The following is a 25,401-nucleotide window of genomic DNA, read 5'->3' on the forward strand; positions in this document are numbered from 1 at the left end:
AGGGTGAAAAAATATGGGAAATAAGCACGCAATCGGTTTAATCGATTCGGGTGTGGGTGGCTTAACCGTTTTAAAAGAAGCATTAAAACAGCTACCAAATGAAAATTTGATTTATTTAGGTGATACAGCCCGGTGTCCTTATGGTCCCAGACCAGCGGAACAAGTAATTGAATTTACCCGACAGATGACACATTTTTTAATCCAAAAAGAAATTAAACTTTTAGTTATTGCATGCAATACCGCCACAGCAGTCGCCCTTGATGTGATTCGCCAAGAAATTGATATTCCGGTTGTAGGGGTTATTTTACCGGGGACACGAGCGGCAGTTAAAGCCACAAAAAACCATAAAGTTGGGGTTATCGGCACACAAGGTACAATTAAAAGCGCCTCTTACCAACGAGCACTGCAAACTAAAACTCCTAATATTCAAGTATTTAGTCTAGCGTGTCCGAAATTTGTTCCTTTGGTGGAGAGCAATCAATTTTCATCCCCAGTGGCTAAAAAAACGGTGGCAGAAACATTATCTCCTTTGCAATATAGCAGAATGGACACGTTGATTTTGGGTTGTACCCATTATCCGTTACTACGACCAATTATTCAAAATGTCGTAGGAAGCCAAGTGCAGCTCATTGATTCGGGTGCTGAAACGGTGGGGGAAGTTAGTGTGTTGTTGGATTACTTTGAAATTGCAAATAGTAGTGAAAATAAAAAACCACAGTATGCGTTTTATACAACTGGTTCAACAAAAATGTTTGATGATATTGCAAATGAGTGGCTGGATAATATCACTGTTCAGTCTACGCACGTAAATTTAGAAGGGAATTAATAAAATGAGACATGATGGCCGCGCTGTGCAACAAATTCGTCCGGTAACAATTAAGACCAATGTTTTTAAACATCCAGAAGGGTCTGTGGTGATTTCTTTTGGCGATACGCAAGTCGTTTGTTCGGCTACAATTGAAAATCGCGTACCCCACTTTTTAAAAGATAGTGGTAAAGGGTGGGTCAGCGCAGAGTATAGTATGCTTCCGCGGGCGACTAGTTCTCGTAACCGAAGAGAAAGTGCAAAAGGAAAGTTATCCGGTCGAACCATGGAAATTCAACGTCTAATTGCCCGTTCTTTACGAGCGGTAGTAGATTTAGAGAAGCTGGGAGAAAAAAGTATTATTGTCGACTGTGATGTTTTACAAGCTGATGGTGGTACCAGAACAGCAAGTATTACGGGGGCTTTTGTCGCATTGCGCCTAGCTGTCAATAAATTATTACAGCAAAACGAATTGACAGAAGATCCGATTAAAGAACATCTAGCAGCAATTAGTGTGGGAATTTTACCCGATGGTACTTGTGTGACAGATTTAGATTATGCAGAAGATTTTTCTGCTTTAGTCGATATGAATGTGGTCATGACTGAAAGTGGTCAATTTGTTGAATTACAAGGTACCGGTGAGGAAAGCACATTTAGTGGTGAAGAATTAAATGAGATGTTAATTTACGCTAAACACGGCATCAGCGATTTAATCGCTTTTCAAAAAGAGGCACTTTTAGGCAAAGAAAAAGTTGACCAGGATGATAAAAATGAAGACGATACGCGAACAATCGTGATTGCGACTAAAAATCCTGGTAAAGCCAAAGAATTTGCTGCAATGTTTGGTCAAGCAGGTTATAAAATAAAAACATTATTGGATTATCCTTCCATTCCCGAAGTTCAAGAAACTGGAAAAACGTTTGAAGAAAATGCCCGCTTAAAAGCAGAAACGATTGCTCAATTATTACAACGTCCCGTTTTAGCTGATGATTCTGGTTTGGCTGTAGATGCTTTAAATGGAATGCCTGGGGTCTATTCGGCTCGTTTTGCAGGAGAAACTAAAAGTGATGCCGCTAACAATGCCAAATTACTTCACGAATTAACCAATATTCCTGATGAAGATCGGACTGCTCATTTTCATTGTACGTTAGTATTTGCAGCACCTTTAAAAGAAAGTTTGGTTGTATCAGCAGATTGGCCTGGTAGAATCGGACGCATACCACGGGGAGACCACGGCTTTGGTTATGATCCACTATTTATTCCAGCCGGGATGGAAAAATCAGCAGCAGAATTATCAGGCTCTGAAAAAAATGCCATTAGCCATCGGGGGCAAGCACTAAAAAAATTACAAAAAAATTGGCAAGCATGGTTAGAGGCGTAATATCATTTTTTTCATTAAAAATAGTTAGTTAGAGGAGCGGAATATGAAGTATTTAGTCGTAAGTGATAACCATGGAGATCGTGAAATTCTTGTTGATATTTTAAATCGTCGTCAAAGTGAAGTTGATTACTTTTTTCACTGTGGTGATTCTGAGTTAGCTAGTAATGATCCGTTATTTGAAACGTATAATGTCGTGGCGGGAAACTGTGATTTTGATCCCGGCTTTAAAAATCAGTTGGTTGTAAAAACGAAAGAAGATACAATTTATTTAACCCATGGACACTTGTCAAACGTTCGTTTTGGCTTAACCCAAATTTCATTAGAAGCAAAAGAAGTTGCAGCGGATGTTTGTCTGTTTGGTCATACTCATCAAATTGGCTGTGAAGCGGTGAAAGGGTGCCTATATTTGAATCCAGGAAGTATTTCACAACCAAGAGGGCCGATTCAAATTCAAAGTTATGCGATTATTGAAAGTACAGAGAATAGTTGGGAAATACAATATTACGATCGTACACATGCGGCAGTAGCAGATTTACATTTTACCTTTAAAAAATAAATTGTAAGTTTTTCATAAGGCTAATAACGCAAGATGTTTCCCCTTACAATTTTTTGTACAATAAGGTTGTATGTTGGGTGGAAATGGAGGCAATCAATTTGATAGGAACCACTGTCCAAGAACTTTTATTAGAAAATCAGCATAATTTTTTAGTGCCAGCAGAAAACGTTGCATCACTAATGTATTCTAATCCGTTAGATCACGCATTGTTAGTTTTATCAAAAGTCGGTTATTCAAAAATTCCAGTGTTGGATAAAGATGATCGCTTTGTAGGGTTAATCGGTTTAAATGATATCGTCGGGAAAATGATCGATTTAAGAAAGATTGATACCGATAATTTAGCCGGTTTAACTGTTGCTGACGTGATGGAAATTGGAGTTGATTATGCCAAAGAAGATGCACAATTAGAAGATGTATTACACTTATTAGTCAACAATGCTTTTTTACCAATTGTAAATAGTGAACGGATCTTTTTAGGAATCGTTACCCGCAAGGAAGTTTTAAAAGCAACCAATCATTTGGTTCATGAATTGGAAAAACGTTATGAACTGGTAGCAAAATCTGAAAAAAAGAAAGATAAGCTATTTGTTGTTTAGGTAGTTGTAAATAAATAGCATTTCATAAAAAAACTTCCAGCCACCTCGTATTAATGTGAGGTTAGGCTGGAAGTTTTTTTGTTACTTTATGGAGCCGGTAAAATTGGTGTGGATGGAATAGATAAACCTGCTTCATTTAATTCTGTGATAGAGGCGGCTAGTAAATCTTCTTTAATTTTGAATTGCTGGCCATTTAAAACGTAAAAAGTTGTCCGAATAGCATAATTACTATTGCCTAAATCAACTAGACCTAAAATTGTCGGTGGTGTTTGAATTTCATCTTTATAAGTTGTGGTAATTTTATCGTTGGCGGTCTGAATAGCTGCCTTTATTTTATCTAAACCTTCATTTGGTTCAATTCGGACATCTACGATAACTTGCATATTGGAACGAGAATTATTACTAATGGTAGTGATATTACGATTTGGGATAAAATGAACGGTACCATTGGCGGAACGTAATTCAAGCGTTCTAATACCCACTGAAGTCACAGTACCTTCAATAGCCAGATTGCTTAAAATTACATAATCGCCGACATCAATTTGTTGTTCCATAATAATAAAGAATCCGGTGATAATATCATTCATAAATCCTTGAGCACCAAGACCAATAGCTAAACCAGCAATTCCTGCTCCGGCTAATAGTGACCCAACTGGAACCCCTAAAGTCGAAAGAAGTGAATAAATAAAGAAAAAGCCTAACGTATAATGAATGACATTGCGAATCAAAGTATTTAATGTGTTCATCCGGCTTTCGCTGAATTTTTGTCTTTTTTGATAAGATTGATAGCTGCGTTCAACTAAAAAATCACAGATACGTAATAAAACGCTAAATAATAAAATTAAAAAGAGAATCATTAATCCTTTTGAAATTAATAGTCCTGTGACTTTTTCCCAATCAATTGTATCCCACCAACGTTGAAACGCATTTAATTGGCGTACAGCAGGTTCTGTTAGACCAGAACCTGTCGAGTCTGTTGTTTGTGCTATGATGTGTAACATGCAAGTCCTCCCTTTATTGTACTATTCATTGAAGTGGAAAGATCCCACGTACTTATCTTAACAAAAAGAGTAAAAAAAAACTGCCTAGAATTCGGCAGTTTTTCATTTTTTAATTATTCGTTTAATTGTTGCAGGTATGAAGCAGGTGTTTTAAAGCCATAGACATTTCCTAAGATATATTTTGCGATGTGGAGTGTTCGATCACTGCTGCGTTCTAAATTTGAACTGATATCGATAAATAAGACACTATCAGCGGCACGACCATCACCTTTACTCATTAAACGGAAGTATTTTCTTCTTAATAAATCGACAAGTTCATTGACTTCTTTTTCCCGTGAAAGAATTTTTGTCGCTAAGTCGTGATCATCTGTTTCCAACACTGATAAGGCATCACGAATATTTTTTAAGACTTTATCAAATAACAAGACTAAATCTTCATCATATAAAAGTAAGGCAGTACGAGTAGGTTTGGGATTGTTGCCATTTCGTTTTTCTTTATTCCGTTGTTTTTGTTCCAATTCACAAGCTTCTTCCACAAAGCCGACGATGTTTTTACAGTGATCTCCAATTCGTTCAAAATCTTTCGTAAATTCCAATAACATGGCTTGTTCTTGGCTTTCTGTTTGAGATAGTTCTACCGTAGCAACTTTTGCTAAGTATTCCGTTAATTCTACATCAAAACGATTTATCGCTTCTTCGTATTGAAAAACATCATCTTTTATATCTTCAGCAGGTTTAACATAAAAATCTTTTGTCGCTGACAAGGCACGTAGCGCATAATCTCCCATTTGAATAACTTCATTTGAAGCCTGGCGCAATGCAATGCTTGGTGAAGTATAAAGAAAATCTTCATTTAATTCTACTGCGCGGATATCCAATGATTTTTCCGTACCTGGAATAATTTTTTTAACAAGTAATTCAATTTGTGGAATAAACCAAAATTGAATGGCTAAGTTAGAGAGATTAAATAAACCGTGGGCAAAAGCAATTTGCATGCTTGGGTTTAAATGGAAAACATCTGTCATTGCGATGACGACATGGGTAAAAGGTGTTAATAATAATGTGAAAATAATTGCACCGACCAAATTAAATACTACATGGGCACCTGCTGTACGTTTAGCAGCGATGCTAGCACCTAAAGCGGCAATCACGGCAGTAATCGTCGTCCCGATATTATCACCAAATAAAATTGGTAGTGCGGCTCCTAGCGCTAAACTATTTTGAGCGTACAGTTGCTGTAAAATCCCAATTGTCGCACTGGAACTTTGTAAAACCATTGTAAGTAATGTACCAATAAAAACACCTAAAACAGGATGGTGGGAAACGCTAATCATTAAATCATTAAATTGCGGTAAATCTTTTAAAGGTTCCATACTGGTTCCCATTAATTTTAAACCAAAAAATAAACAGCCAAATCCAAATAAAATTTGTCCGCTATTTTGAAATAATTTACGCTTCGTGAAAAATAAAAGGATGGCGCCAATTCCAATGATAGGTAGGGCATAGGCACTCAAATTAAAACCAATAATGAAGGCTGTAACAGTTGTTCCGACATTTGCACCCATAATAACGCCAATCGCTTGACGCAAAGACATAAATCCAGCACTAACCAAACCGACGGTCAAGACCGTGGTACCTGAGCTGCTTTGAATCAGGCCAGTGACAATAATTCCGGCTAGCACAGCCCGCAGTGGGGTAGAGGTGAATTTATTCAGCACTTCTCGCAGGCGATCACCAGCGGCTTTTTGTAAGCCATCTCCCATATATTTAATACCAAATAGGAAAATTCCTAGACCACCTAAAAAACTAAATAGCATTTCTTGATACGACATAAAACTTCCTCCAGCAATAAATTTGACCAATTACTGCTAGCATAGCGAAAAGAAGCGTAGTTGTAAACGGTTTTTGACAATTGTGAACAAAAAGTATAGCCAGATTTGTACATCTTTTTAAATACTATGAAAAAATTTCGATAAATTGGTATTTTTAATGGTCCCGCTGCTTAAAATAAAATTGACACTAAAATAGTGACGTCTAAAAGTTAGTGTAAAAAGCTAACTTTTAGACGTCACTTTAAAAATTTTTCTTTCGTTATTTTCTTAAGACAAATGCACACCCTTATCAACAAAAATTACTTCGCCGATAATGCCACTGGCTGCAGGACTAATAAGAAAAGCACATGTATTACCAACTTCTTCAATGGTCACACCAACGTGATCTGGTGTTCTTTCTTCTGAAAGTTGAATCAATTTTTGGTAATCTTTGACACCTGTGACTGCCAGCGTTTTGATGGCGCCAGCAGAGATTCCATTGACGCGAATGCCTTGGGGAGATAAATCGGCTGCTAAATAGCGAACGGCGGCTTCTAAGGCAGCTTTAGCAATTCCCATCATATTGTAGTTTGGCACGGCTCTTTGTGAACCTAAATAACTCAGTGTCACAATCCCACTGTTTTGGGCCAAATAATCTTTGGCATAACGTGTTACAGCAATTAAAGAATACGCACTAATATCTTGTGCAAGGGCATAGCCGGCTCGGGAAATATCTACTACACTGCCGGATAAATCTTCTTTATTTGCATAGGCTACGGCATGAACTACCCCGTGAATTTCTCCGGCGTAGTCGCCGATTTTTGTAAAACATTCTTTAATGCTCTCATCACTGGCGACATCGCATTCGACTTTAAAAGCCTCGCTGCCGATTAATTTTTCTAGTTGTTTTGCCATCCGCTCATTTTGATAAGTATAAATTACTTCAGCACCTTGATCGGTTAATGCTTTTGCGCATCCCCAGGCAATCGAACGTTTATTGGCAACACCCATCACGACAATTTTTTTTCCAGTTAATAAACTCATGTGTACACTCCTTGAATGATTATAATAAATAAATGCAATGTTTTCTTTGTATGATTTCTTATTATTAGATAAAATTGTTTGATTGTCAAACTATTTTTTTGGCTAAGTTTAGATATTTGCAAGTATTTTGTAGTTGTGATACTTTGATAATCAAAATAGATTATCTCGATTACTATTTTTGTTAAAAATAAGGAGGGGTTCTTATGAGCCAAACACTAAGCGTTGCCCAAGTAAAAGAATTGATTCCAAATCGCTTTCCGATTTTATATATTGATAAAGTAACGGCTTTAAAAGCGGGTAAGGAAATTATTGCTCAAAAACAAATCACTTATAACGAAGATTTTTGTCAAAGCCAGCCTGAAAATCCTCATATGCCCGGTACACTTGTCTTAGAAACATTAGCGCAAGCGGGTTCGATTTTAATTTTGAAATCACCTGAGTTTCTAGGTGCAACGGCTTATATTGGCGGGATTAACAATGCGCATTTTTATGAGTTTGTACGTCCGGGAGATAGTTTAGAATTGCGATTTTCTATTACAAAGCTAAAAGGAAATGTTGGAACCGCTGATGCAGTGGCTACCGTGGAAGGAAAAGTAGTCGCTGACTGTGTCTTTACATTTATTGTAGGGGCTAAATAATTAACAAAGATGCTGTGATAGAAGCGATTAGATTCAAGAAATAAGACGGAATTCTCGAAAATTGTTTTTCAAATTTTGAGAATTCCGTCTTATTTACGAAGAAGTTGCTTCAGTCACACCGTTTATTCGGCAAGAGGAGATGTGACAAATTTTGTCACAGACCTTTTAATAAACATGGTGACAAAAGCTGCTTCAGTCTTTTCTTTGTAGGTAAAGAGAATATCTGTTTTTTAAAAGAAGTAAGTTAAAAACACGAAAAATTTATAGATTCAATTGTTGAGCGTGCATCTTATTACGTATTACGTAAAAATTAAGCGGTAGGCTTATTTATAAAACATTGTAGTTTCAAAAAGTTTTTTAAAAACTTAATTATGCTGGAACAATTTCGTTTTATAGTTATGATTTTGCTTCTTGTAAAATTTTAATCGTTTTAATTTTAACTGCTGTTTCTGGTTTGTCGTTTTCGTTAGTTTTGACCGCTGCGATTTTATCTACAACATCCATACCCTCAATCACTTGACCAAAGACAGTATAAGTACCATCCAAAGAAGGATAACCACCATTTTTATAAGCTTCAATAATCTTATCTGGCACCCAACCTTTTAAAAGACCATCACTCATATCATCTTTATTTTGAACGATATAAAATTGGCTACCAATACTATTGGGTTCTTGGGACTGTGCCATAGCTAATGCGCCACGAATATGATAAAGCTGATTGGAAGGTTCTGCAGCAAATCCTTCGCCCCAAATACTTTCACCGCCTGTGCCATCACCTTTTGGATCACCGCCTTGAATCATAAAATCATTAATAACACGATGAAAAGTCAGACCGTCGTAGTAGCCTTTTTTAGCATGAGTGATAAAGTTTTCCACGGCTTTTGGAGCAATTTCAGGAAAAAGCTTTATTTTAATATTACCTTTATCTGTTTGAAGTTCTACTAAATCTTCGTTTTCTTTTACCTCAGGATCTAATTGGGGTAAATCAAGTTGGTTAACGTCAACTTTTTCTGAAGTTTCGGTTGTTTTGTTGGTGCTAGAAGCAGTGGTTGAAGTTGAACTGGTATTACAGCCAGTGATAAAAAGTGTCACTGAAAATAAAAGTGCAACCCCTAAAATACGTTTTTTAATCATGCGATAAGCTCCTTTATTTAAGATAGTTTTAGAATAACAAATATAAAAAAGTTTGACTAGTCGTGAAAAGAAGGGGCATAAATAAAGAATCCCAAATTAAAAAAGGGAAAGGTGTAGACCAATTAAAGCGCTTTTGTTATAATGTAAGAGCATTCAAAGTTAGCAGCAATAAGGAGGAAATGAGTAATGGGAAAATTAGGTATTTCAGTCTATCCAGAACGTTCAACTTTTGAAAAGGACAAGGCGTATTTAGATTTAGCGCATAAATATGGCTTTAAACGAGTTTTTACTAGCCTTTTGGAAATAGAAGGTGATAAAGACCAAGTATTAGCAGGTTTTAAAAAAGTGGTTGATTACGCTAATAGTCTTGATATGGAAGTTATGGTCGATATTAATCCTGGTTTGTTTGAACAGCTAGGTATTTCTTATGATGATCTTTCATTTTTTGATGAAATGGGAGCTTATGGCGTTCGTTTAGACCTTGGTTTTACTGGAGCCGAAGAAGCGAAGATGACGCGTAATCCGTATGGTATTAAAGTCGAAATTAATATGAGTCAAGGAACTAACTATGTCGATAATATTATGAGCTATTCACCAAATACAAACAACTTACTAGGTTCTCATAACTTCTATCCTCATCGTTATTCTGGCTTGAGTTATGATCATTTTGTTTTTTGTTCAAAAAAATTCCGTAAGTACAATTTAAATACGATGGCTTTTGTCAATTCTCATGCGGCAACGTTTGGTCCCTGGCCTACACAAGATGGTTTGTGTACATTAGAAGATCATCGTGACTTAGAAATCGCAACCCAAGTTAAGCATTTAATTTTAACCGGTCTAATCGATGATATTTCCGTTGGGAATGCCTATGCTTCAGAAGCAGAATTAAAAGCAACGGCAGAAGCTTTCTTTGCCGAATATCCAAGTTTAAAAGTAGATCCAGCAGATGACATCACTGCAGATGAACGAATTTGTTTATTTGATAACTTGCATAGTTACCGTGGCGATCGTTCTGAGTATATTTTACGCTCTACTATGACACGGGTCTATTACAAAGATAAACCTTTCCCAGCTCATAACACAAAAGACATGGAGCATGGCGATGTGTTGATTGATAATGTAGGTTATGGACAATATAAAGGTGAAACACAAATTGCTTTAAAAGCGATGAAAAATGACGGTCGTGTGAACGTTGTCGGTCGTATTAGTGATGATGAACTTTTCTTATTAGACTTTTTGAAACCATGGTCAAGTTTTAAATTAATCGAAAATAAATAGAGTTAAAATTTCCAGTTGACATCTTCTTTAAAATGAAAAGGTAAAAGTTACTTCTTCGTTTTAATGGCTGTGTTAGCTGGTTTTTTTGTTAAGGAAACGATTATTTTTAACTTTTCAAGTCGCTTTTTTTAGTTACGAATAGTTATCTCTAAAAATATTTTTGGTATAATAATAAAGTTGGAGGCGAGAAGATGGAAAAACAACTGGCACTTTTGCTAAATGAATTACAAGGAATTGGCCAGTCGGGTAAAAAATATGGTCATGATGTCTTTGATCAAGAGCGCTACGATCAACTTTTAGTGGTAACAGGAAAATTGTTGGCGCTACTAACCGATTGGGACGAAACTCAAATTCAACATTATCTTTATACCGATGATGGCTATGCTACCCCTAAAGTAGATGTCCGTGGTGTCGTTTTTGTGGCGGATAAACTGCTACTTGTTAAAGAAAAAAGTGACGATAGTTGGACACTTCCTGGTGGCTGGGGAGATATCGGGTATTCTCCTTTTGAAGTAGCTGCAAAAGAAATCTATGAAGAAGCTGGTATTGTGGTTACACCACTACAATTAATGGCAGTCAAAGACAAAGCCAAACATAATTATCCTGCTAGTTTAACGTATGTTTATAAATTTTTTGTTTATTGTAAAGCAAAGAACACAGCGATTAAAAAGGGATTGGAGACAGTTGATGTCGGCTTTTTTACGCAACAGGAATGTGAAAATCTAACACTTTCATTGGCACGAACATCAAAAGAAGATATCAAGGCTGCTTTTAGTTACCATCATCAACCAAAAAACACGATTTGTGATTAATTTTAAGTGAGGAAAAGAAATGAAAAAAGTCTGGATTACAATTGGTATTATTTTTGTTTTATTACTTGGCGGTTTAACTTTTGCGGGTAATTATTTTTATGATTACGCGTTTGTTCCGGCTGAAAAAGATTTTTTAGCTAATGATGAGGCACAAGCATCCGTCGATAACAAACCAACAGATAAAGCATTAACATGGTTTAAAGGGAGTACAAGAACTAATTGGTATTTAACGAGTCAAGATGGATTGAAATTAAGAGGAATTTATTTACCGGCTGAAAATGAAAGTCATAAAACTGCGATTATCGCCCACGGTTATATGGGAGATGCTGAATCAATGTATCAGTTTGCCGGAATGTATCATGAATTAGGCTATAATGTATTAGTACCAGATGCCAGAGGGCACGGTGAAAGTCAAGGGGATTATATTGGCTTTGGTTGGCCAGAGCGAAAAGATTACGTTCAATGGATAGATAGAGTCCTAACACAAAATGGTGAAGATGAGACGATTGTTTTACATGGTGTTAGTATGGGTGCTGCTACTGTGATGATGACATCTGGAGAAAAACTACCTGCAAATGTTAAAGCAATCGTAGAAGATTGTGGTTATTCTTCCATTAAGGCAGAACTTGTCTATCAGTATCAGCAAATGTTTAATTTACCGACATTTCCTATTATACAAGTGACAAATTTAGTCACACGCTTGCGCGCAGGTTTTTTCTTTACTGAAGGAGATGTCACCAAGCAATTGGAAAAAAATAAGACACCAATGCTCTTTATTCATGGCTCTGATGATACATTTGTGCCATTTAGCATGTTAGATGAAGTTTATGCTGCCACTAGCGCACCGAAAGAAAAATGGGTGGTAGATGGAGCGGAACATGCAGAAAGTTACAGTAAAAACCCAGAACGATACAAAGAGAAGGTTAAGAGCTTTTTAAGTCTTTATGAATAAAGTTGATAAATTTTAAAATCATAGACAAATAGCTATTTGGTCGTTACAATAATGAAGACTTAATTATGGGAATAGAATGGAGGACAAAAAATGTCCATGTTTTTAGATCAAGTAACAATTGACGTTAAAGCCGGCAAGGGCGGTGACGGTATGGTTGCTTTCAGACGTGAAAAGTACGTACCTGACGGTGGTCCAGCTGGAGGCGATGGCGGTCATGGCGGTGACGTTATATTAGTTGTCGATGAAGGCTTACGCACCTTGATGGATTTTCGATTTCATCGTCATTTTAAAGCTACTCCCGGAGAAAATGGGATGAGTAAAGGGATGCACGGTCGTGGAGCAGAAGATACGTATGTCAAAGTTCCACCAGGGACAACTGTTCGAGATGCCGAAACTGGTGCGTTATTAGGAGATTTGGTAACAGAAGGTCAAACGTTAGTCGTGGCGCGTGGTGGTCGTGGTGGTCGTGGCAATACTCGGTTTGCTTCACCGCGCAATCCAGCTCCAGAGTTAGCTGAAAATGGTGAACCTGGCCAAGAACGGAAAATCGAATTAGAATTAAAAGTGCTAGCAGATGTCGGGTTAGTTGGTTTTCCTTCTGTCGGTAAATCAACATTACTTTCTGTCATTTCTTCTGCCCGTCCTAAAATTGGTGCATATCACTTTACTACTTTAGTGCCAAATCTGGGTATGGTTACTACTAGTGATGGTCGGAGCTTTGCTGTCGCTGATTTACCTGGATTAATTGAAGGGGCTTCACAAGGCGTAGGCTTAGGCACGCAGTTTTTACGTCATATTGAACGTACGCGGGTCATTTTACATGTGATTGATATGAGCGGGATGGAAGGGCGCGATCCTTATGAAGACTACTTAGCGATCAATAAAGAGTTGGAAAGTCATAACTTACGTTTGTTAGAACGTCCTCAAATTATTGTCGCCAATAAAATGGACATGCCCCAATCAGAAGAAAATTTAAAAAACTTCAAAGAAAAATTACAAGAGCAAAAGACAGACGAATTCGCGGATGATATTCCAATTTTTCCGATCTCTGCAGTTTCTAAAAAAGGTTTACAAGCACTGTTGAATGCAACTGCTGATTTATTGGAAACAACACCTGAATTTCCTTTATATGATGAAGAAATTGAAGAAGATGTGGTGCATTACGGTTACCAGTCAGATGAACCTGAATTTGAAATTACACGTGAACCGGATGCCACTTGGGTCTTAAGCGGGGATAAAATTGAAAAATTATTCCAAATGACTAATTTTGCCCATGACGAAACGGTAATGCGCTTTGCACGACAACTAAGAGGGTTAGGTGTCGACGAAGCCTTGCGCGCTCGCGGTGCAAAAGACGGCGATATTGTTCGGATTGGCAATTTTGAATTTGAATTTGTCGAATAAATAAAAAAGCAAACGAGTACAGTGTAACTTTAAAGTGGTGGGAAAATGACACACTTTAAAAAAACACCGACTCGTTTGCTTTTCTTTTTTCTTTCTTTTACTTTACTGGTACACTCAACTTATAAAGCAAAATAATGCGATATAGTTAAGGAGGGTTATTATGAGTAAGCGGGTAATCGTAATGAATTTTGAAGTTGCATCAGAAAGTTATCAAGCATTTTCAGAAGTAAAGCAATTAGTTTTAAAGCGGGAATTAAAGGCAGAGCAAATGGCCGTTGTAACCCATCAAGATGATGGCAGTCATCAGTTTAAAATTGAAGATTTTATGGACTTCACAGGTAACGATAATGCCTCAAAAGGCGGATTTATCGGGATGCTAGTCGGGGTATTAATCAGCCCGTTAGCAATTTTGTTAGGTTGGTTTGGTGGTAGCATGATTGGTGCCACGCGGGATGCAAAAGAAATTAGTGAAGCGCAGGACATTTTCAAATTTCTTCTAAATAAAATAGCTCCCGGGCAAACAGGCTTAATAGTTATCGCCGAAGAAGAAGACAATCGTCCACTAAACAAAATTGTCTTTGAACAACTTCATGGTGAAATTACGCGTTTTGATTATGATGAGGTGCAAGAAGAAATTCAAAAAGCCCAACAAGTCACCAAAGAAACAAAAGAAAAAGCCAAAGATAGTTGGGCCAAAAGCCATGAAGATGATAACAAAAATTCAAAAGAATAAAACAAAAATAAAATTTGGCTTTTAGGCGTGTTATACTACTGTAGAACCTTTCGTTCGTTAAATTTTTAGAAAGCCAGGTTAAAAAATGGAATTAGAGTTTTTAGGAACCGGTGCTGGTGTGCCGGCAAAACATCGCAATGTGACAAGCATTGCATTGAGATTGTTAGATGAGCGCAATGCCGTTTGGCTATTTGATTGTGGCGAAGGAACGCAAATGCAAATTTTGCGGACCAATATTCGTCCTCGTAAAATTGAAAAAATATTTATTACACATTTGCATGGCGATCATATTTTTGGTTTGCCTGGTTTAATTAGTAGTCGTTCTTTTCAAGGTGGCATGGAACCTTTAGAGATTTATGGTCCAGTTGGGATTAAGCAGTTTGTTTTAAATGCTTTAAAAATCTCACAAACACGTTTAGCTTATAGTCTTAAATTTATCGAAGTAACGCCGGGTGTTGTTTTTAGTGATTCACAATTTACGGTTACTTGCGAGTTGTTAGATCATGGGATTGAAAGTTATGGTTATCGCGTCGTTGAACATGATCATGATGGTGAATTACAAGTTGCAAAATTATTAGAATTAGGAATTAAACCTGGTCCCATCTTTGGCCAATTAAAAAAAGGAAAAACTGTAACGCTTGCAACAGGTGAAATAATCAAAGGATCAGACTACGTCGGGCAAGCAAAAAAAGGACGGATTGTCACCATTTTAGGGGATACTAGAATTACGAATGCTTCGGTGAAATTAGCCCAAGATGCCGATGTCTTAGTACACGAAAGTACTTTTAATAAAACAGAAGCGAAAATGGCGCGCAATTATTATCATTCTACAACGCACCAAGCAGCAGAAGTTGCAAAAGCTTCCCACGCCAAATGGTTGATTTTAACCCATATCAGTGCCCGCTATTTAGCGCAAGATGCTCTAAATCTGGAAAAAGAAGCGCAAGAAATTTTTCCCAATACGAAAATTGCCAAAGATTTTGATATTATTGAAATTCCCTTTCAAAACGAATTAAAGGACTGATGATAATGGATTTAACAGATAAAGTTGTTTTGGTGACAGGTGGTTCTGGTGGATTAGGAGAAGAAATTTGTTATGAAGCCGCAAAAAAAGGGGCAATTGTTATTGTTTGTGCCCGCCGCATCAATTTAATCGGTAAAGTCAAGGAACAATGTGAGGAGTTAAGTGGCAAAGCTGCTTACGCTTTTCAATTGGACGTTGCGCAACCTGAAAGCGTGTCCTCGATGCTTGAAAAGGTTCAAAATGAAGTGGGAAGTGTTGATGTATTAGTTAATAATGCTGGTTTTGGAATTTTCGCCGATTTTGTTTCTTTTGATATGCAAAAGGCTTACCAAATGTTTGAAGTTAACGTTTTAGGGATGATGGTCTTGACACAACAAATTGCGCTAGGAATGCTAGAAGCTGGAAAACCAGGTACTATTGTAAATATTGCGTCAATGGCTGGGAAAATGGCTACACCTAAGACTGCTGTATATTCTGCAACAAAATTTGCTGTGTTGGGTTTTTCCAATGCGTTACGCTTGGAACTAAAACCAGCAGGTATTCATGTTATGACTGTTAATCCAGGGCCGATTGCTACTAACTTTTTTGAACAAGCAGACCCAAGTGGCAATTATTTAGCTAATTTAGGTAATATGGTCTTAGAACCGGATGTGTTGGCTAAAGCTATTATAAAAGGAGTACAAAAGAGTAAAAGAGAAATCAATCGTCCGCGGGTAATGGCGGCGGCTAGTCAATTGTATAATCTGTTTCCTAAAGTTGGCGACTGGCTAGCTGGTGGCATCTTTAATCAAAAATAAGCAAGTTTAAGAGATTGTGACAGAAAGCTACTTCTGTCAGGTTGTTTATTTCTAAAAAAGGCGATGTGACAAGACTTTTGTCACATCGTCTTTTTTGAGGAAAGCCAATTTAGTCATTTTGTGCAAAAAAGCTTTCGTTGGAATCGTTTGAATGGATAAGGAGATGCTAAAATGATTGGCTTAGTTTTGTAAAATCTATTTGTAGTTTAGCTCAAATGGTCAAATAACAATTAAAAGCGTAGTGGAAAACTTTCCAAGTTTTGTTGCTTTTGCTATAATAATCTGGTTGGGAGTGATTTTTTGAGTAGCTCTATGTATAACTGGCAACTTCCGAAAAAGACGGAAATGCCAATAGAATTTTTGCAACAATGCGAAAAACTTAATTTAAATAAAACGTTAGCCCGCCTTCTTTGGCAGCGAGGAATCCAATCAGAAGAAGCGTTAGCGGAATTTTTGCAACCACAAATTGAAAGATTACATGATCCTTTTCAGTTATTTGAGATGGAAAAAGTGGTGGAGCGTATCCAAGCGGCTGTTTTAAATGGTGAACGAATTATGGTCTATGGTGATTACGATGCAGACGGTATTACCAGTACGACTATCATGACCGAAGCCTTGGAGCTTTTAGGGGCAGATGTTAGTTTTTATTTGCCCAATCGCTTTAAAGATGGTTATGGTCCTAATCTTGCAGTCTATAAAGAGATGATTGCTAGTGGAATTCAGCTGATTATTACTGTTGATAATGGGGTATCAGGACATGAAGCGATTGGTTACGCCAATGCACAAGGTGTTGATGTTATCGTTACCGATCACCATGAATTACCAAAGACATTGCCTAATGCTTTTGGTATCATCCATCCTCGTCACCCGAAAGGTAATTATCCCTTTGGCGAACTTGCCGGTGTCGGTGTGGCATTTAAAGTAGCATGTGCACTTTTAGAAGAAGTTCCCGCTGAATTTTTGGATTTAGTGGCCATTGGGACTGTGGCGGATATGGTTTCTTTAACTGATGAAAACCGTATTTTGGTCACCTATGGACTAAAAGCATTGCAACAAACGGAGCGTTTAGGCTTACAGGCTTTGTTAGAAATTAGTGGAGTTGATGAAACTAAACTCGATGAACAAAGTATTGGTTTTGCTTTAGCCCCCCGCTTAAATGCGATTGGTCGCCTCGCTGATCCTAATAAAGCGGTTACTTTACTAAAGACATTTGACCAAAGCGAAGCTGAATCATTAGCAAAAGAATTAGATAGTATTAATAAAGAACGTAAAAGTTTAGTTGAAACGATTACCAAAGAAGCACTGGCGTTAATTGAGCCTGAAGATGATATTCATATTATTGCAAAACAAGGATGGCATGAAGGCGTCTTAGGAATTGTCGCCGGCCGTATTTTAAAAGAAACAGGTAAGCCCGCTCTTGTGCTAACGATTAAAGAAGATGGCATTGCTAAAGGATCTGGTCGTAGTACTGAGTCACTTAATATGTTTGAAATGTTAGATAGCTTGCGGGATTTATTTACAAGTTTTGGGGGGCATCATGCGGCAGTGGGAGTTAGCTTGCCACAAGGTGCGTTAACAGAATTTAAAGAGCGGGTAGAAAATTTTGCCAAAGGACATAAAGAGCTGTTATTGGGGAATTCACTAGCAATTGATGCAGTGATTTCAATTTCTGAAGCTAATTTAGACTTAATTAAAGAGTTAAAAAAATTAGCTCCTTTTGGAATGGACAATCCCCAGCCATATTTTATGTTTCAACATGTTTATCCAAAAGATATCAAAACTATTGGTGCCGATAATAATCATCTTAAATTTACTTTAACTGACAATGATCATGCCCAGCTAATGACCATTGGTTTTGGTTTTGGCAATCAAGCTGCTGTCATTGAAAACAATGAACTATCCTTAGTTGGACAACTTCAAATTAATGAATGGAATGGTCGTCAATCGCCACAGCTACAACTAGTAGATTTTGCAGCTGTCGGTTTACAAGTGATCGATTTAAGAGCAAAGAAAAATCGACAACATTTACGTTTTGCAGCTGATACGCTTTTTATTCATTTCAACCATAAATTACCAGAAGAATTCCAAAAATTTCATTTTGCAGAAGTAGTTCATTTTCAAGATTTAGCGCATCTAAGTGCATTAGAATCAACGAAAAGATTTTCTAGTATTGCCTTTTTAGACTGTCCCAATGACGCTGTAACTTTAAAAGAAATCAGAACAGCAACAAATGTCCAACAAGTATATTTAATTTTAAGTGCCAGTGACGATGCTTATTTAGATGGGTTAGGTACAAGGGAACAGTATGGACGTTTGTTTAAATTAATCGCTCGCCAAAAAACGTTAGACGTGCGTTATAAATTACCAAGTATTGCGCAATTTCTAAGAATACCCGAAAAATTATTAATTTTTATGATTCAGGTGTTTTTTGATCTGGAATTTGTTACAATAAGCGATGGTGTTTTGCGCCAAGCTGAGATAGCTGGCAAAAAAGATTTGACTTCAAGTCAAGTCTATCAAAACAGACAACAAAAAATTAAAACTGAAGAGTTTCTTTTGCTAAGTGACATAGCAACTTTAAAAACATGGTTTGAAAACTAGGAGGAAACAAAATGGATTTAAAAGACTATATTGCAAGTATTCCCGATTATCCTTCAAAAGGAATTGTTTTTCGCGACATTTCACCTTTAATGGCAGATGGAATGGCATATCGTGAAGCCACAAAACAAATTGTAGATTACGCTAAAGAAAAAAGAATCGACATGGTAGTTGGACCTGAAGCTCGTGGTTTCATCGTTGGGTGTCCAGTTGCTTATGAATTAGGAGTAGGCTTTGCACCAGTACGGAAAAAAGGTAAATTACCCCGCAAGACAATCGAAGTAACATATGATTTAGAATACGGTACAGATACCTTAACGTTGCATGAAGATGCAATTAAGCCAGGACAACGTGTTTTAATTTGTGACGATTTATTAGCAACAGGTGGTACGATTAAAGCGACGACAGAATTAGTTGAAGAATTAGGTGGCGTTGTTGTTGGCTGTGCCTTTTTAATTGAATTGATGGACTTACATGGTCGTGATAAAATTAAAGATTACGATATGATTACTTTAATGGAATATTAGTCTAAAAGGTATCTTGCGAATATACTCGCAAGATACCTTTTTAATTTTTTTAAACCAAGTATTGCAATGGAAAAAATACTTGTTAAAAAGCGACTTTCCTTTAAAATTTTAAAAGTAATTGTGAAAAATATTCAAAGCTAATATTGTCGTAGCGACTATAAAAAAACTGATTACAAAAGAAATAAAACGTAAAAAGAAGAAAAATGTGGCAATAAATATTCTAATGACCGCGAGTTTGCGCTGTTTTATACAAGCAGAGAAATTTCTTCTAGCCTGCTGATTCGCTATACTACTAGCGAAAGGGGATTTGATATGGATTACGAAGTGTTACTCTACTATAAATATACAACGATTGAAGACCCAGAGAGTTTTGCAAAAGAGCATTTGGAGTTTTGTCAAAAACTGGGTTTAAAAGGTCGGATTTTAGTTGCAAAAGAAGGAATTAACGGTACTGTGTCTGGTTTAAAAAAAGCGACTTTAGCTTACCAACAAGCTATGCAAAACGATGACCGCTTTAAAGATATTGTTTTTAAAGTGGATGAGGCAAAAGAACATGCCTTTAAAAAAATGTTTGTGCGTCCGCGGCAAGAAATTGTGTCATTGAAATTGGCGGAAGATTTAAACCCTAATGACTTAACGGGAGATTATTTATCACCAATGGCATTTAAAGAAGCGTTGTTGGATGAAAATACTGTAGTAATCGACGCTCGCAATGATTATGAATATGATTTAGGACATTTTAGAGGGGCGATTCGTCCTGAAATTCGCAATTTCCGTGAATTACCCCAGTGGATATTAGAACATAAAGAAGAATTTATGGAAAAACGCGTCGTAACTTATTGTACTGGTGGAATTCGTTGTGAAAAATTTTCCGGTTGGCTTGTAAAAGAAGGATTTAAAGACGTTGGACAATTACAAGGCGGTATTGCAACTTATGGTAAAGATCCAGCAGTTCGTGGTGAACTGTGGGATGGTAAAATGTATGTTTTTGATGAACGGGTTAGTGTAGAGATCAATCAGGTAGATAAACAGGTAGTTGGTCGCGATTATTTTGATGGCACGCCTTGCGAGCGATATATTAATTGTAGTAATCCTGAGTGTAATCGTCGGATTTTGGCTTCTGAGGAAAATGAAGCCAAACATTTAGGTGCTTGTAGTGAAGCTTGCAAAAATCATCCCCGCAACCGCTATGTAAAAAACAGCTAACGAATTAAAGAGGCTAGAAGGAAATTTTCTAGTCTTTTTAATTTTTACATAAAAAACGCCAGACCTTAATGAAATGACCTGTTGCGTAAGCTTTTAAAAAGCCTTTGTATCTTGAATATATGACTTATGGTAAGATAGACGAAGTAATAAGTTATGAAAAAGTAACGTTAATTGAGAGGAAATAAGTAATGAAGCAAGTAGAAAAACAAATAGATAAAGCTATTTCGGCATATATTCATATTCCTTTTTGTGAACATATCTGTTATTATTGCGACTTTAATAAAGTCTTTTTAGAAGGACAGCCGGTAGATGAGTACATTGATTGTTTATTAAAAGAAATGGCACTTGCCTTAGAAAAAAATCCTATTCAAAAAAGTCCCACATTGTACGTTGGGGGTGGAACGCCAACCTCGCTTTCAGTGGGGCAATTGGATACTTTATTAAGTGGCATTAATCAACTTTTTCCCATGGAATCTGTTAAAGAGTTCACCGTTGAAGCCAATCCGGGTGATTTAACTTATGAAAAGCTACAAGTAATGAAAAACTATCAAGTCAATCGCTTGTCCATGGGGGTTCAGACTTTTGACGATGTATTGCTTAAAAAAATCGGTCGTAAACACACGGTAAAAGACGTTTACGCTACGATGAATTTTCTAGAAAAAGCGGATTTTCAAAATGTTTCCATTGATTTAATCTATGCATTACCCGGCCAAACACTAACAAGTTTTCGTGATACACTAAAACGGGCAATTGAACTAGATTTACCACATTATTCACTTTATTCTTTAATCTTGGAAAATAAGACAATGTTCATGAATTGGGTAAGACAAGGACGTCTAGAGATGCCAGATCAAGAAATTGAAGGTCAAATGTTTGAAGAAACAATGATTGCCATGCAAAATACGGGAAAATTTCAATACGAAGTCAGCAATTTTGCCAAACCAGGCTTTGAGTCACAACATAATTTAGTTTATTGGAATAATGAACATTATTTTGGTTTTGGCGCTGGCGCAAGTGGTTATCTCGGTAATGAACGCTATAAAAATTTTGGTCCAATTCAACATTATTTAAAACCTTTGCGAGAAAATCAATTACCTATCTATGAGACAGAAATATTAAGCCGAAATAATCAAATAGAAGAAGAAATGTTTTTGGGTTTACGCAAAAAAAGCGGAATTTCAAAGTTTAATTTCAAGCAAAAATTCGGAGTGGATATGGAAGTGATTTATGGGGATGTGATGCGTGATTTGGTCAAAAAAGATTGGCTTGTGGTGTCTGATAAACATATTGCTTTGACTAAAAAAGGGTTGCTGATTGGAAATGAAATTTTTGAGAAGTTTTTGTTAGATTAATTTTTTAATTCTTTGAAACCCTTGATATAGCTGAAAAAGGCGATTAGCACTCTTTGTATAAGAGTGCTAATTTTTTGTTGCGCATTTCTTGACAATATTCTTTCTTGTGGTATATTAATATGTGTTAGCACTTAGAATGATTGAGTGCTAAATACGAGGTGATGAATATGTTGACGAACAGACAACAAGATATTCTGCGTCTCATTATCCAACATTATACGAAGACCGGGTTGCCGGTAGGATCAAAGTCGTTAATGGCCGCTGGAATTAAGGCGAGTTCTGCTACGATACGTAATGATATGAAGGCCTTAGAAGAAGCTGGTCTATTACAAAAGACCCATTCTTCCTCTGGTCGTATTCCTTCGATGAAGGGTTATCGTTATTATGTTGATCATTTATTGAAACCTACCCGTGTAGCCAAGACAGAGATGCAGGTGATTAAGCAATCTTTTGGTCAGGAGTTTCATGAAATTAATGATATTATTCAGCGCTCTGCTGAAATTTTATCAAGCTTGACTAGTTATACTGCGTTTTCGTTAGGTCCAGATATGAAGGATAGACGTCTGACAGGATTTCGGATTGTGCCTTTAAATAGCCGTCAAGTGATTGCGATTATTGTAACAGATCAGGGCAATGTCGAAAGTCAAGTTTTTGCCTTACCGCAAAATGTCAGCGGAGCCGACTTGGAGAAGATGGTACGGATCATCAACGATAAACTAGTAGGTGAGCCGTTACTTACGGTTTACCAACGTCTGCGTACTGAGATTCCGATGATCTTGCATAAGTACTTTCAAACAACTGAAGGTATTTTAGATTTATTTGATTTAATGTTAGGTCAAATTTTTGAAGAAAAAGTGTTTGTAGGCGGTCGAATGAATATGATTGATTTTGAACCATCACAAGATGTGGCTCAGTTTAAATCCATTTACCGCTTTATGAAAGACCCTGAAGAATTGATGCAACTTTTGATTCCTCCCACAGATAGTATCGCTATTAGAATTGGTGATGAATTGGGCAATGACTTATTTCATAATATGAGCTTGATTCAAGCTAGTTATGATATTTCAGGTCATGGTAAAGGAGTTATAGCATTATTGGGGCCTGCAAGTATGCAGTATTCTAAAATGTTTGGTTTACTTGATGTATTTTCTCGTGAACTAGCTGAGAAACTAGCGGAATACTACCGCGGGTTAGATGCAACAAGTTAAATAAGAAATTTGCATAGAAAGGTGGCAAGTTCAGTGTCAGAAAAAGATCAAGAAGTAAAAGATCAAGAATTAGAAGAAGAAGTAGCCGAGTTGAAAGATTTAGAAGAACAAGAATCGGTTACAGATGAGTTAACTGAATTGACAACAAAAATTGATGAATTGGATGATCAATTACTACGTGCCCGAGCGGAAATTGCTAATATTACCAATCGTAATCGTAATGAAAGAGAATTGTTACAACGTTATCGTTCCCAAGATTTAGCCAAAAAATTATTGCCAGCAATTGACAATTTGGAACGGGCAATGGCAACTGAAGTGACAGATGATCAAGGTATGAACTTGAAAAAAGGTGTCGAAATGACACTGGCTAGTTTACAACAAGCGCTAAAAGAAGAAGGAATTGAAGAAATTCCTGCAGCTGGTGAAACTTTTGACCCAAATTTCCATCAAGGCGTACAAACAGTTGAAGCAAGTGATGATGTGCCTGCAAATACAATTGTGCAGGTATTACAAAAAGGCTACAAATTACATGATCGCGTTTTGCGACCAAGTATGGTTGTTGTAGCACAATAAATGATTAAAAATTTACTAGAGATAATTAACAAAGGAGCGTTTTATTATGAGTAAAATTATTGGTATTGACTTAGGTACTACAAACTCTGCTGTTGCAGTCTTAGAAGGCGGCGAAGCAAAAATTATTGCAAATCCAGAAGGTAACCGTACAACTCCTTCAGTTGTTTCTTTTAAAAACGGTGAAATTCAAGTTGGGGAAGTTGCAAAACGTCAAGCAGTGACAAACCCAAATACAGTTTCTTCTATTAAACGTCATATGGGTGAAGCTGGTTATAAAGTTGAAGTAGAAGGTAAATCTTATACACCACAAGAAATCTCAGCGATGGTTTTACAATATATTAAAGGTTTTGCTGAAGATTATTTAGGTGAAAAAGTTGAGAAAGCAGTTATTACAGTCCCTGCTTACTTTAACGATGCCCAACGTCAAGCGACAAAAGATGCTGGTAAAATCGCAGGTCTTGAAGTGGAACGAATCGTAAACGAACCAACAGCAGCTGCGCTAGCTTATGGTCTAGATAAAACAGATCGTGATGAAAAGATCTTAGTTTTTGACCTTGGTGGTGGTACTTTTGACGTTTCTATTTTGGAATTAGGCGACGGTGTCTTTGACGTATTATCAACTGCCGGTGATAACCATTTAGGTGGGGATGACTTTGATAACAAAATCATCGATCACATGGTTGCAGAATTCAAAAAAGAAAATGGAATTGATCTTTCAAATGATAAAATGGCAATGCAACGTTTGAAAGATGCTGCTGAAAAAGCGAAAAAAGATTTATCTGGTGTAACAAGTACACAAATTAGTTTACCATTTATTACCGCAGGCGATGCTGGTCCATTACACTTAGAAATGACATTAACGCGGGCTAAATTTGATGAATTAACAGCTGACTTAGTTGAACGTACTAAAGTTCCTGTACGCCAAGCCTTAAAAGATGCTGGTTTATCACAATCTGAAGTAGATGAAGTTATTTTAGTTGGTGGTTCAACTCGTATTCCTGCAGTTGTAGAAGCAGTTCGTAAAGAAACTGGCAAAGAACCTAATAAATCTGTTAACCCAGATGAAGTTGTTGCGATGGGTGCCGCTATTCAAGGTGGGGTTATTACAGGTGACGTAAAAGATGTTGTCTTACTTGATGTTACACCTTTATCATTAGGGATTGAAACAATGGGTGGCGTATTTACTAAATTGATTGACCGTAATACTACTATCCCAACAAGTAAATCACAAGTATTCTCAACCGCAGCAGATAACCAACCAGCTGTTGACATTCACGTGTTACAAGGTGAACGCCCAATGGCAGCAGATAACAAAACTTTAGGTCGTTTCCAATTAACTGATATTCCGGCTGCTCCTCGTGGTATCCCTCAAATCGAAGTAACCTTTGATATTGATAAAAACGGGATTGTAAATGTATCAGCCAAAGATTTAGGAACACAAAAAGAACAAAAAATTACAATCAAATCTTCATCAGGTTTATCAGATGATGAAATCGAACGGATGGTAAAAGATGCTGAAGCAAATGCTGAAGCAGATAAAGCCCGTAAAGAAGAAGTAGACTTACGTAATGACGTCGATGCTTTATTATTCTCTGTTGACAAAACATTGAAAGAATTAGAAGGTAAAGTTGACGCTGACGAAGTTAAAAAAGCAGAAGATGCACGAGATGAATTAAAAGCGGCAGTTGAAGCAAATAATTTAGAAGATATGAAAGCGAAACGTGATGCATTGAGTGAAATCGTGCAAAACTTAACGGTTAAATTATATGAACAAGCTGCGCAACAACAAGCTGAAGCTAACCCAAATGAAGCACAAGGCGGCGCAGATGACGTTGTCGATGCTGATTTTGAAGAAGTAGATGGCGACGATAAATAATTTTAGTCTATAAGATCTATTTTGTACTTTAGGAGGAAAAAGCCAAGGCCATTGCTTTGGCTTTTTCTATGAGATAGTTTAGCTTCCTTTTAAAA

Annotated in this window: 23 protein-coding genes; 19 read left to right on the forward strand and 4 right to left on the reverse strand. The window is 36.9% G+C overall.

The annotated features are described in order from the left end of the window. The first annotated feature begins 13 nt into the window (after window positions 1-13). The 4 genes from racE to cbpB all read left to right on the forward strand — a co-directional run bounded on the left by racE (window position 14) and on the right by cbpB (window position 3,338). Complete coding sequence (gene racE, locus RU96_RS02110; protein WP_071863900.1) at window positions 14-826, forward strand: glutamate racemase; 813 nt, start codon at window positions 14-16, stop codon at window positions 824-826. Window positions 827-830: 4 nt separating this feature from the next. After that, entirely contained in the window at window positions 831-2,186 is a 1,356-nt protein-coding gene (gene rph / locus RU96_RS02115; RefSeq protein WP_071863901.1) for a ribonuclease PH, read from the forward strand. A gap of 43 nt (window positions 2,187-2,229) precedes the next feature. Then, entirely contained in the window at window positions 2,230-2,742 is a 513-nt protein-coding gene (locus RU96_RS02120) for a metallophosphoesterase (RefSeq protein ID WP_071863902.1), read from the forward strand. 98 nt (window positions 2,743-2,840) lie between these two features. Continuing rightward, window positions 2,841-3,338 (forward strand): cyclic-di-AMP-binding protein CbpB, encoded by a 498-nt coding sequence (gene cbpB / locus RU96_RS02125; RefSeq protein WP_071863903.1) that lies wholly within the window; start codon window positions 2,841-2,843, stop codon window positions 3,336-3,338. A gap of 86 nt (window positions 3,339-3,424) precedes the next feature. Here cbpB and RU96_RS02130 read toward each other — a convergent pair whose 3' ends face one another. The 3 genes from RU96_RS02130 to fabI all read right to left on the reverse strand — a co-directional run bounded on the left by RU96_RS02130 (window position 3,425) and on the right by fabI (window position 7,194). Further along, on the reverse strand, window positions 3,425-4,339 hold the full coding sequence (locus tag RU96_RS02130; protein ID WP_071863904.1) for a mechanosensitive ion channel family protein: 915 nt from the start codon (window positions 4,337-4,339) through the stop codon (window positions 3,425-3,427). A 113-nt stretch (window positions 4,340-4,452) separates the two neighbouring features. Continuing rightward, on the reverse strand, window positions 4,453-6,171 hold the full coding sequence (locus tag RU96_RS02135; RefSeq protein ID WP_071863905.1) for a Na/Pi cotransporter family protein: 1,719 nt from the start codon (window positions 6,169-6,171) through the stop codon (window positions 4,453-4,455). 267 nt (window positions 6,172-6,438) lie between these two features. Continuing rightward, window positions 6,439-7,194, reverse strand: a complete 756-nt coding sequence (fabI, locus tag RU96_RS02140; RefSeq protein WP_071863906.1) for an enoyl-ACP reductase FabI — start codon at window positions 7,192-7,194, stop codon at window positions 6,439-6,441. Window positions 7,195-7,397: 203 nt separating this feature from the next. On the opposite strand from fabI, the gene fabZ reads away from it, so the two are divergent. After that, window positions 7,398-7,832, forward strand: a complete 435-nt coding sequence (fabZ, locus tag RU96_RS02145; RefSeq protein WP_071863907.1) for a 3-hydroxyacyl-ACP dehydratase FabZ — start codon at window positions 7,398-7,400, stop codon at window positions 7,830-7,832. A 396-nt stretch (window positions 7,833-8,228) separates the two neighbouring features. On the opposite strand, the gene RU96_RS02150 is transcribed toward fabZ, so the two are convergent. Next, window positions 8,229-8,966 carry a peptidylprolyl isomerase gene (locus RU96_RS02150; protein ID WP_071863908.1) on the reverse strand — a complete coding sequence of 246 codons (738 nt, stop codon included), beginning with the start codon at window positions 8,964-8,966 and terminating at the stop codon, window positions 8,229-8,231. Window positions 8,967-9,152: 186 nt separating this feature from the next. Between RU96_RS02150 and RU96_RS02155 the strand changes: the two genes are divergently transcribed. From RU96_RS02155 to dnaK, 14 genes are all read left to right on the forward strand, one after another. Further along, complete coding sequence (locus RU96_RS02155) at window positions 9,153-10,244, forward strand: DUF871 domain-containing protein (protein ID WP_071863909.1); 1,092 nt, start codon at window positions 9,153-9,155, stop codon at window positions 10,242-10,244. 191 nt (window positions 10,245-10,435) lie between these two features. Beyond that, complete coding sequence (locus tag RU96_RS02160; RefSeq protein ID WP_071863910.1) at window positions 10,436-11,056, forward strand: NUDIX hydrolase N-terminal domain-containing protein; 621 nt, start codon at window positions 10,436-10,438, stop codon at window positions 11,054-11,056. A 19-nt stretch (window positions 11,057-11,075) separates the two neighbouring features. Further along, window positions 11,076-12,008: an alpha/beta hydrolase gene (locus RU96_RS02165; protein WP_071863911.1), complete on the forward strand. Its 933-nt coding sequence runs from the start codon at window positions 11,076-11,078 to the stop codon at window positions 12,006-12,008. A 90-nt stretch (window positions 12,009-12,098) separates the two neighbouring features. After that, window positions 12,099-13,412, forward strand: coding sequence for a GTPase ObgE (gene obgE, locus RU96_RS02170; RefSeq protein ID WP_071863912.1), 1,314 nt, complete (start codon window positions 12,099-12,101; stop codon window positions 13,410-13,412). Between the two features lie 160 nt (window positions 13,413-13,572). Next, the gene (locus tag RU96_RS02175) at window positions 13,573-14,145 is read left to right on the forward strand and encodes a DUF1269 domain-containing protein (protein WP_071863913.1); all 573 of its coding nucleotides are present in this window, start codon (window positions 13,573-13,575) and stop codon (window positions 14,143-14,145) included. 85 nt (window positions 14,146-14,230) lie between these two features. Next, entirely contained in the window at window positions 14,231-15,169 is a 939-nt protein-coding gene (rnz, locus tag RU96_RS02180; RefSeq protein WP_071863914.1) for a ribonuclease Z, read from the forward strand. Between the two features lie 5 nt (window positions 15,170-15,174). Beyond that, window positions 15,175-15,966 carry an SDR family NAD(P)-dependent oxidoreductase gene (locus tag RU96_RS02185; RefSeq protein ID WP_071863915.1) on the forward strand — a complete coding sequence of 264 codons (792 nt, stop codon included), beginning with the start codon at window positions 15,175-15,177 and terminating at the stop codon, window positions 15,964-15,966. Window positions 15,967-16,266: 300 nt separating this feature from the next. After that, window positions 16,267-18,567: a single-stranded-DNA-specific exonuclease RecJ gene (gene recJ, locus RU96_RS02190; RefSeq protein ID WP_211269889.1), complete on the forward strand. Its 2,301-nt coding sequence runs from the start codon at window positions 16,267-16,269 to the stop codon at window positions 18,565-18,567. Window positions 18,568-18,578: 11 nt separating this feature from the next. Continuing rightward, window positions 18,579-19,091, forward strand: coding sequence for an adenine phosphoribosyltransferase (locus tag RU96_RS02195; RefSeq protein WP_016171893.1), 513 nt, complete (start codon window positions 18,579-18,581; stop codon window positions 19,089-19,091). A gap of 312 nt (window positions 19,092-19,403) precedes the next feature. After that, complete coding sequence (trhO, locus tag RU96_RS02200; protein WP_071863917.1) at window positions 19,404-20,297, forward strand: oxygen-dependent tRNA uridine(34) hydroxylase TrhO; 894 nt, start codon at window positions 19,404-19,406, stop codon at window positions 20,295-20,297. A 188-nt stretch (window positions 20,298-20,485) separates the two neighbouring features. Further along, window positions 20,486-21,649: a radical SAM family heme chaperone HemW gene (gene hemW / locus RU96_RS02205; RefSeq protein WP_071863918.1), complete on the forward strand. Its 1,164-nt coding sequence runs from the start codon at window positions 20,486-20,488 to the stop codon at window positions 21,647-21,649. Window positions 21,650-21,816: 167 nt separating this feature from the next. After that, entirely contained in the window at window positions 21,817-22,857 is a 1,041-nt protein-coding gene (gene hrcA / locus RU96_RS02210) for a heat-inducible transcriptional repressor HrcA (RefSeq protein ID WP_071863919.1), read from the forward strand. Between the two features lie 33 nt (window positions 22,858-22,890). Further along, window positions 22,891-23,430, forward strand: coding sequence for a nucleotide exchange factor GrpE (grpE, locus tag RU96_RS02215; protein WP_071863920.1), 540 nt, complete (start codon window positions 22,891-22,893; stop codon window positions 23,428-23,430). 46 nt (window positions 23,431-23,476) lie between these two features. Next, window positions 23,477-25,306, forward strand: a complete 1,830-nt coding sequence (gene dnaK, locus RU96_RS02220; protein ID WP_071863921.1) for a molecular chaperone DnaK — start codon at window positions 23,477-23,479, stop codon at window positions 25,304-25,306. Window positions 25,307-25,401 lie beyond the last annotated feature (95 nt).

The sequence above is a fragment of the Enterococcus canintestini genome, from assembly GCF_001885735.1.
Lineage (GTDB): Bacteria > Bacillota > Bacilli > Lactobacillales > Enterococcaceae > Enterococcus_C > Enterococcus_C canintestini.

Coding starts and splice junctions, on each gene's coding strand:
- RU96_RS02185 (WP_071863915.1), top strand. CDS start 15,175: ATGGATTTAACAGATAAAGTTGTTTTGGTGACAGGTGGTTCTGGTGGA.
- obgE (WP_071863912.1), top strand. CDS start 12,099: ATGTCCATGTTTTTAGATCAAGTAACAATTGACGTTAAAGCCGGCAAG.
- rnz (WP_071863914.1), top strand. CDS start 14,231: ATGGAATTAGAGTTTTTAGGAACCGGTGCTGGTGTGCCGGCAAAACAT.
- RU96_RS02120 (WP_071863902.1), top strand. CDS start 2,230: ATGAAGTATTTAGTCGTAAGTGATAACCATGGAGATCGTGAAATTCTT.
- rph (WP_071863901.1), top strand. CDS start 831: ATGAGACATGATGGCCGCGCTGTGCAACAAATTCGTCCGGTAACAATT.
- dnaK (WP_071863921.1), top strand. CDS start 23,477: ATGAGTAAAATTATTGGTATTGACTTAGGTACTACAAACTCTGCTGTT.
- trhO (WP_071863917.1), top strand. CDS start 19,404: ATGGATTACGAAGTGTTACTCTACTATAAATATACAACGATTGAAGAC.
- RU96_RS02165 (WP_071863911.1), top strand. CDS start 11,076: ATGAAAAAAGTCTGGATTACAATTGGTATTATTTTTGTTTTATTACTT.
- RU96_RS02160 (WP_071863910.1), top strand. CDS start 10,436: ATGGAAAAACAACTGGCACTTTTGCTAAATGAATTACAAGGAATTGGC.
- RU96_RS02150 (WP_071863908.1), bottom strand. CDS start 8,966: ATGATTAAAAAACGTATTTTAGGGGTTGCACTTTTATTTTCAGTGACA.
- RU96_RS02155 (WP_071863909.1), top strand. CDS start 9,153: ATGGGAAAATTAGGTATTTCAGTCTATCCAGAACGTTCAACTTTTGAA.
- fabZ (WP_071863907.1), top strand. CDS start 7,398: ATGAGCCAAACACTAAGCGTTGCCCAAGTAAAAGAATTGATTCCAAAT.
- RU96_RS02175 (WP_071863913.1), top strand. CDS start 13,573: ATGAGTAAGCGGGTAATCGTAATGAATTTTGAAGTTGCATCAGAAAGT.
- RU96_RS02135 (WP_071863905.1), bottom strand. CDS start 6,171: ATGTCGTATCAAGAAATGCTATTTAGTTTTTTAGGTGGTCTAGGAATT.
- RU96_RS02195 (WP_016171893.1), top strand. CDS start 18,579: ATGGATTTAAAAGACTATATTGCAAGTATTCCCGATTATCCTTCAAAA.
- hrcA (WP_071863919.1), top strand. CDS start 21,817: ATGTTGACGAACAGACAACAAGATATTCTGCGTCTCATTATCCAACAT.
- hemW (WP_071863918.1), top strand. CDS start 20,486: ATGAAGCAAGTAGAAAAACAAATAGATAAAGCTATTTCGGCATATATT.
- fabI (WP_071863906.1), bottom strand. CDS start 7,194: ATGAGTTTATTAACTGGAAAAAAAATTGTCGTGATGGGTGTTGCCAAT.
- RU96_RS02130 (WP_071863904.1), bottom strand. CDS start 4,339: ATGTTACACATCATAGCACAAACAACAGACTCGACAGGTTCTGGTCTA.
- racE (WP_071863900.1), top strand. CDS start 14: ATGGGAAATAAGCACGCAATCGGTTTAATCGATTCGGGTGTGGGTGGC.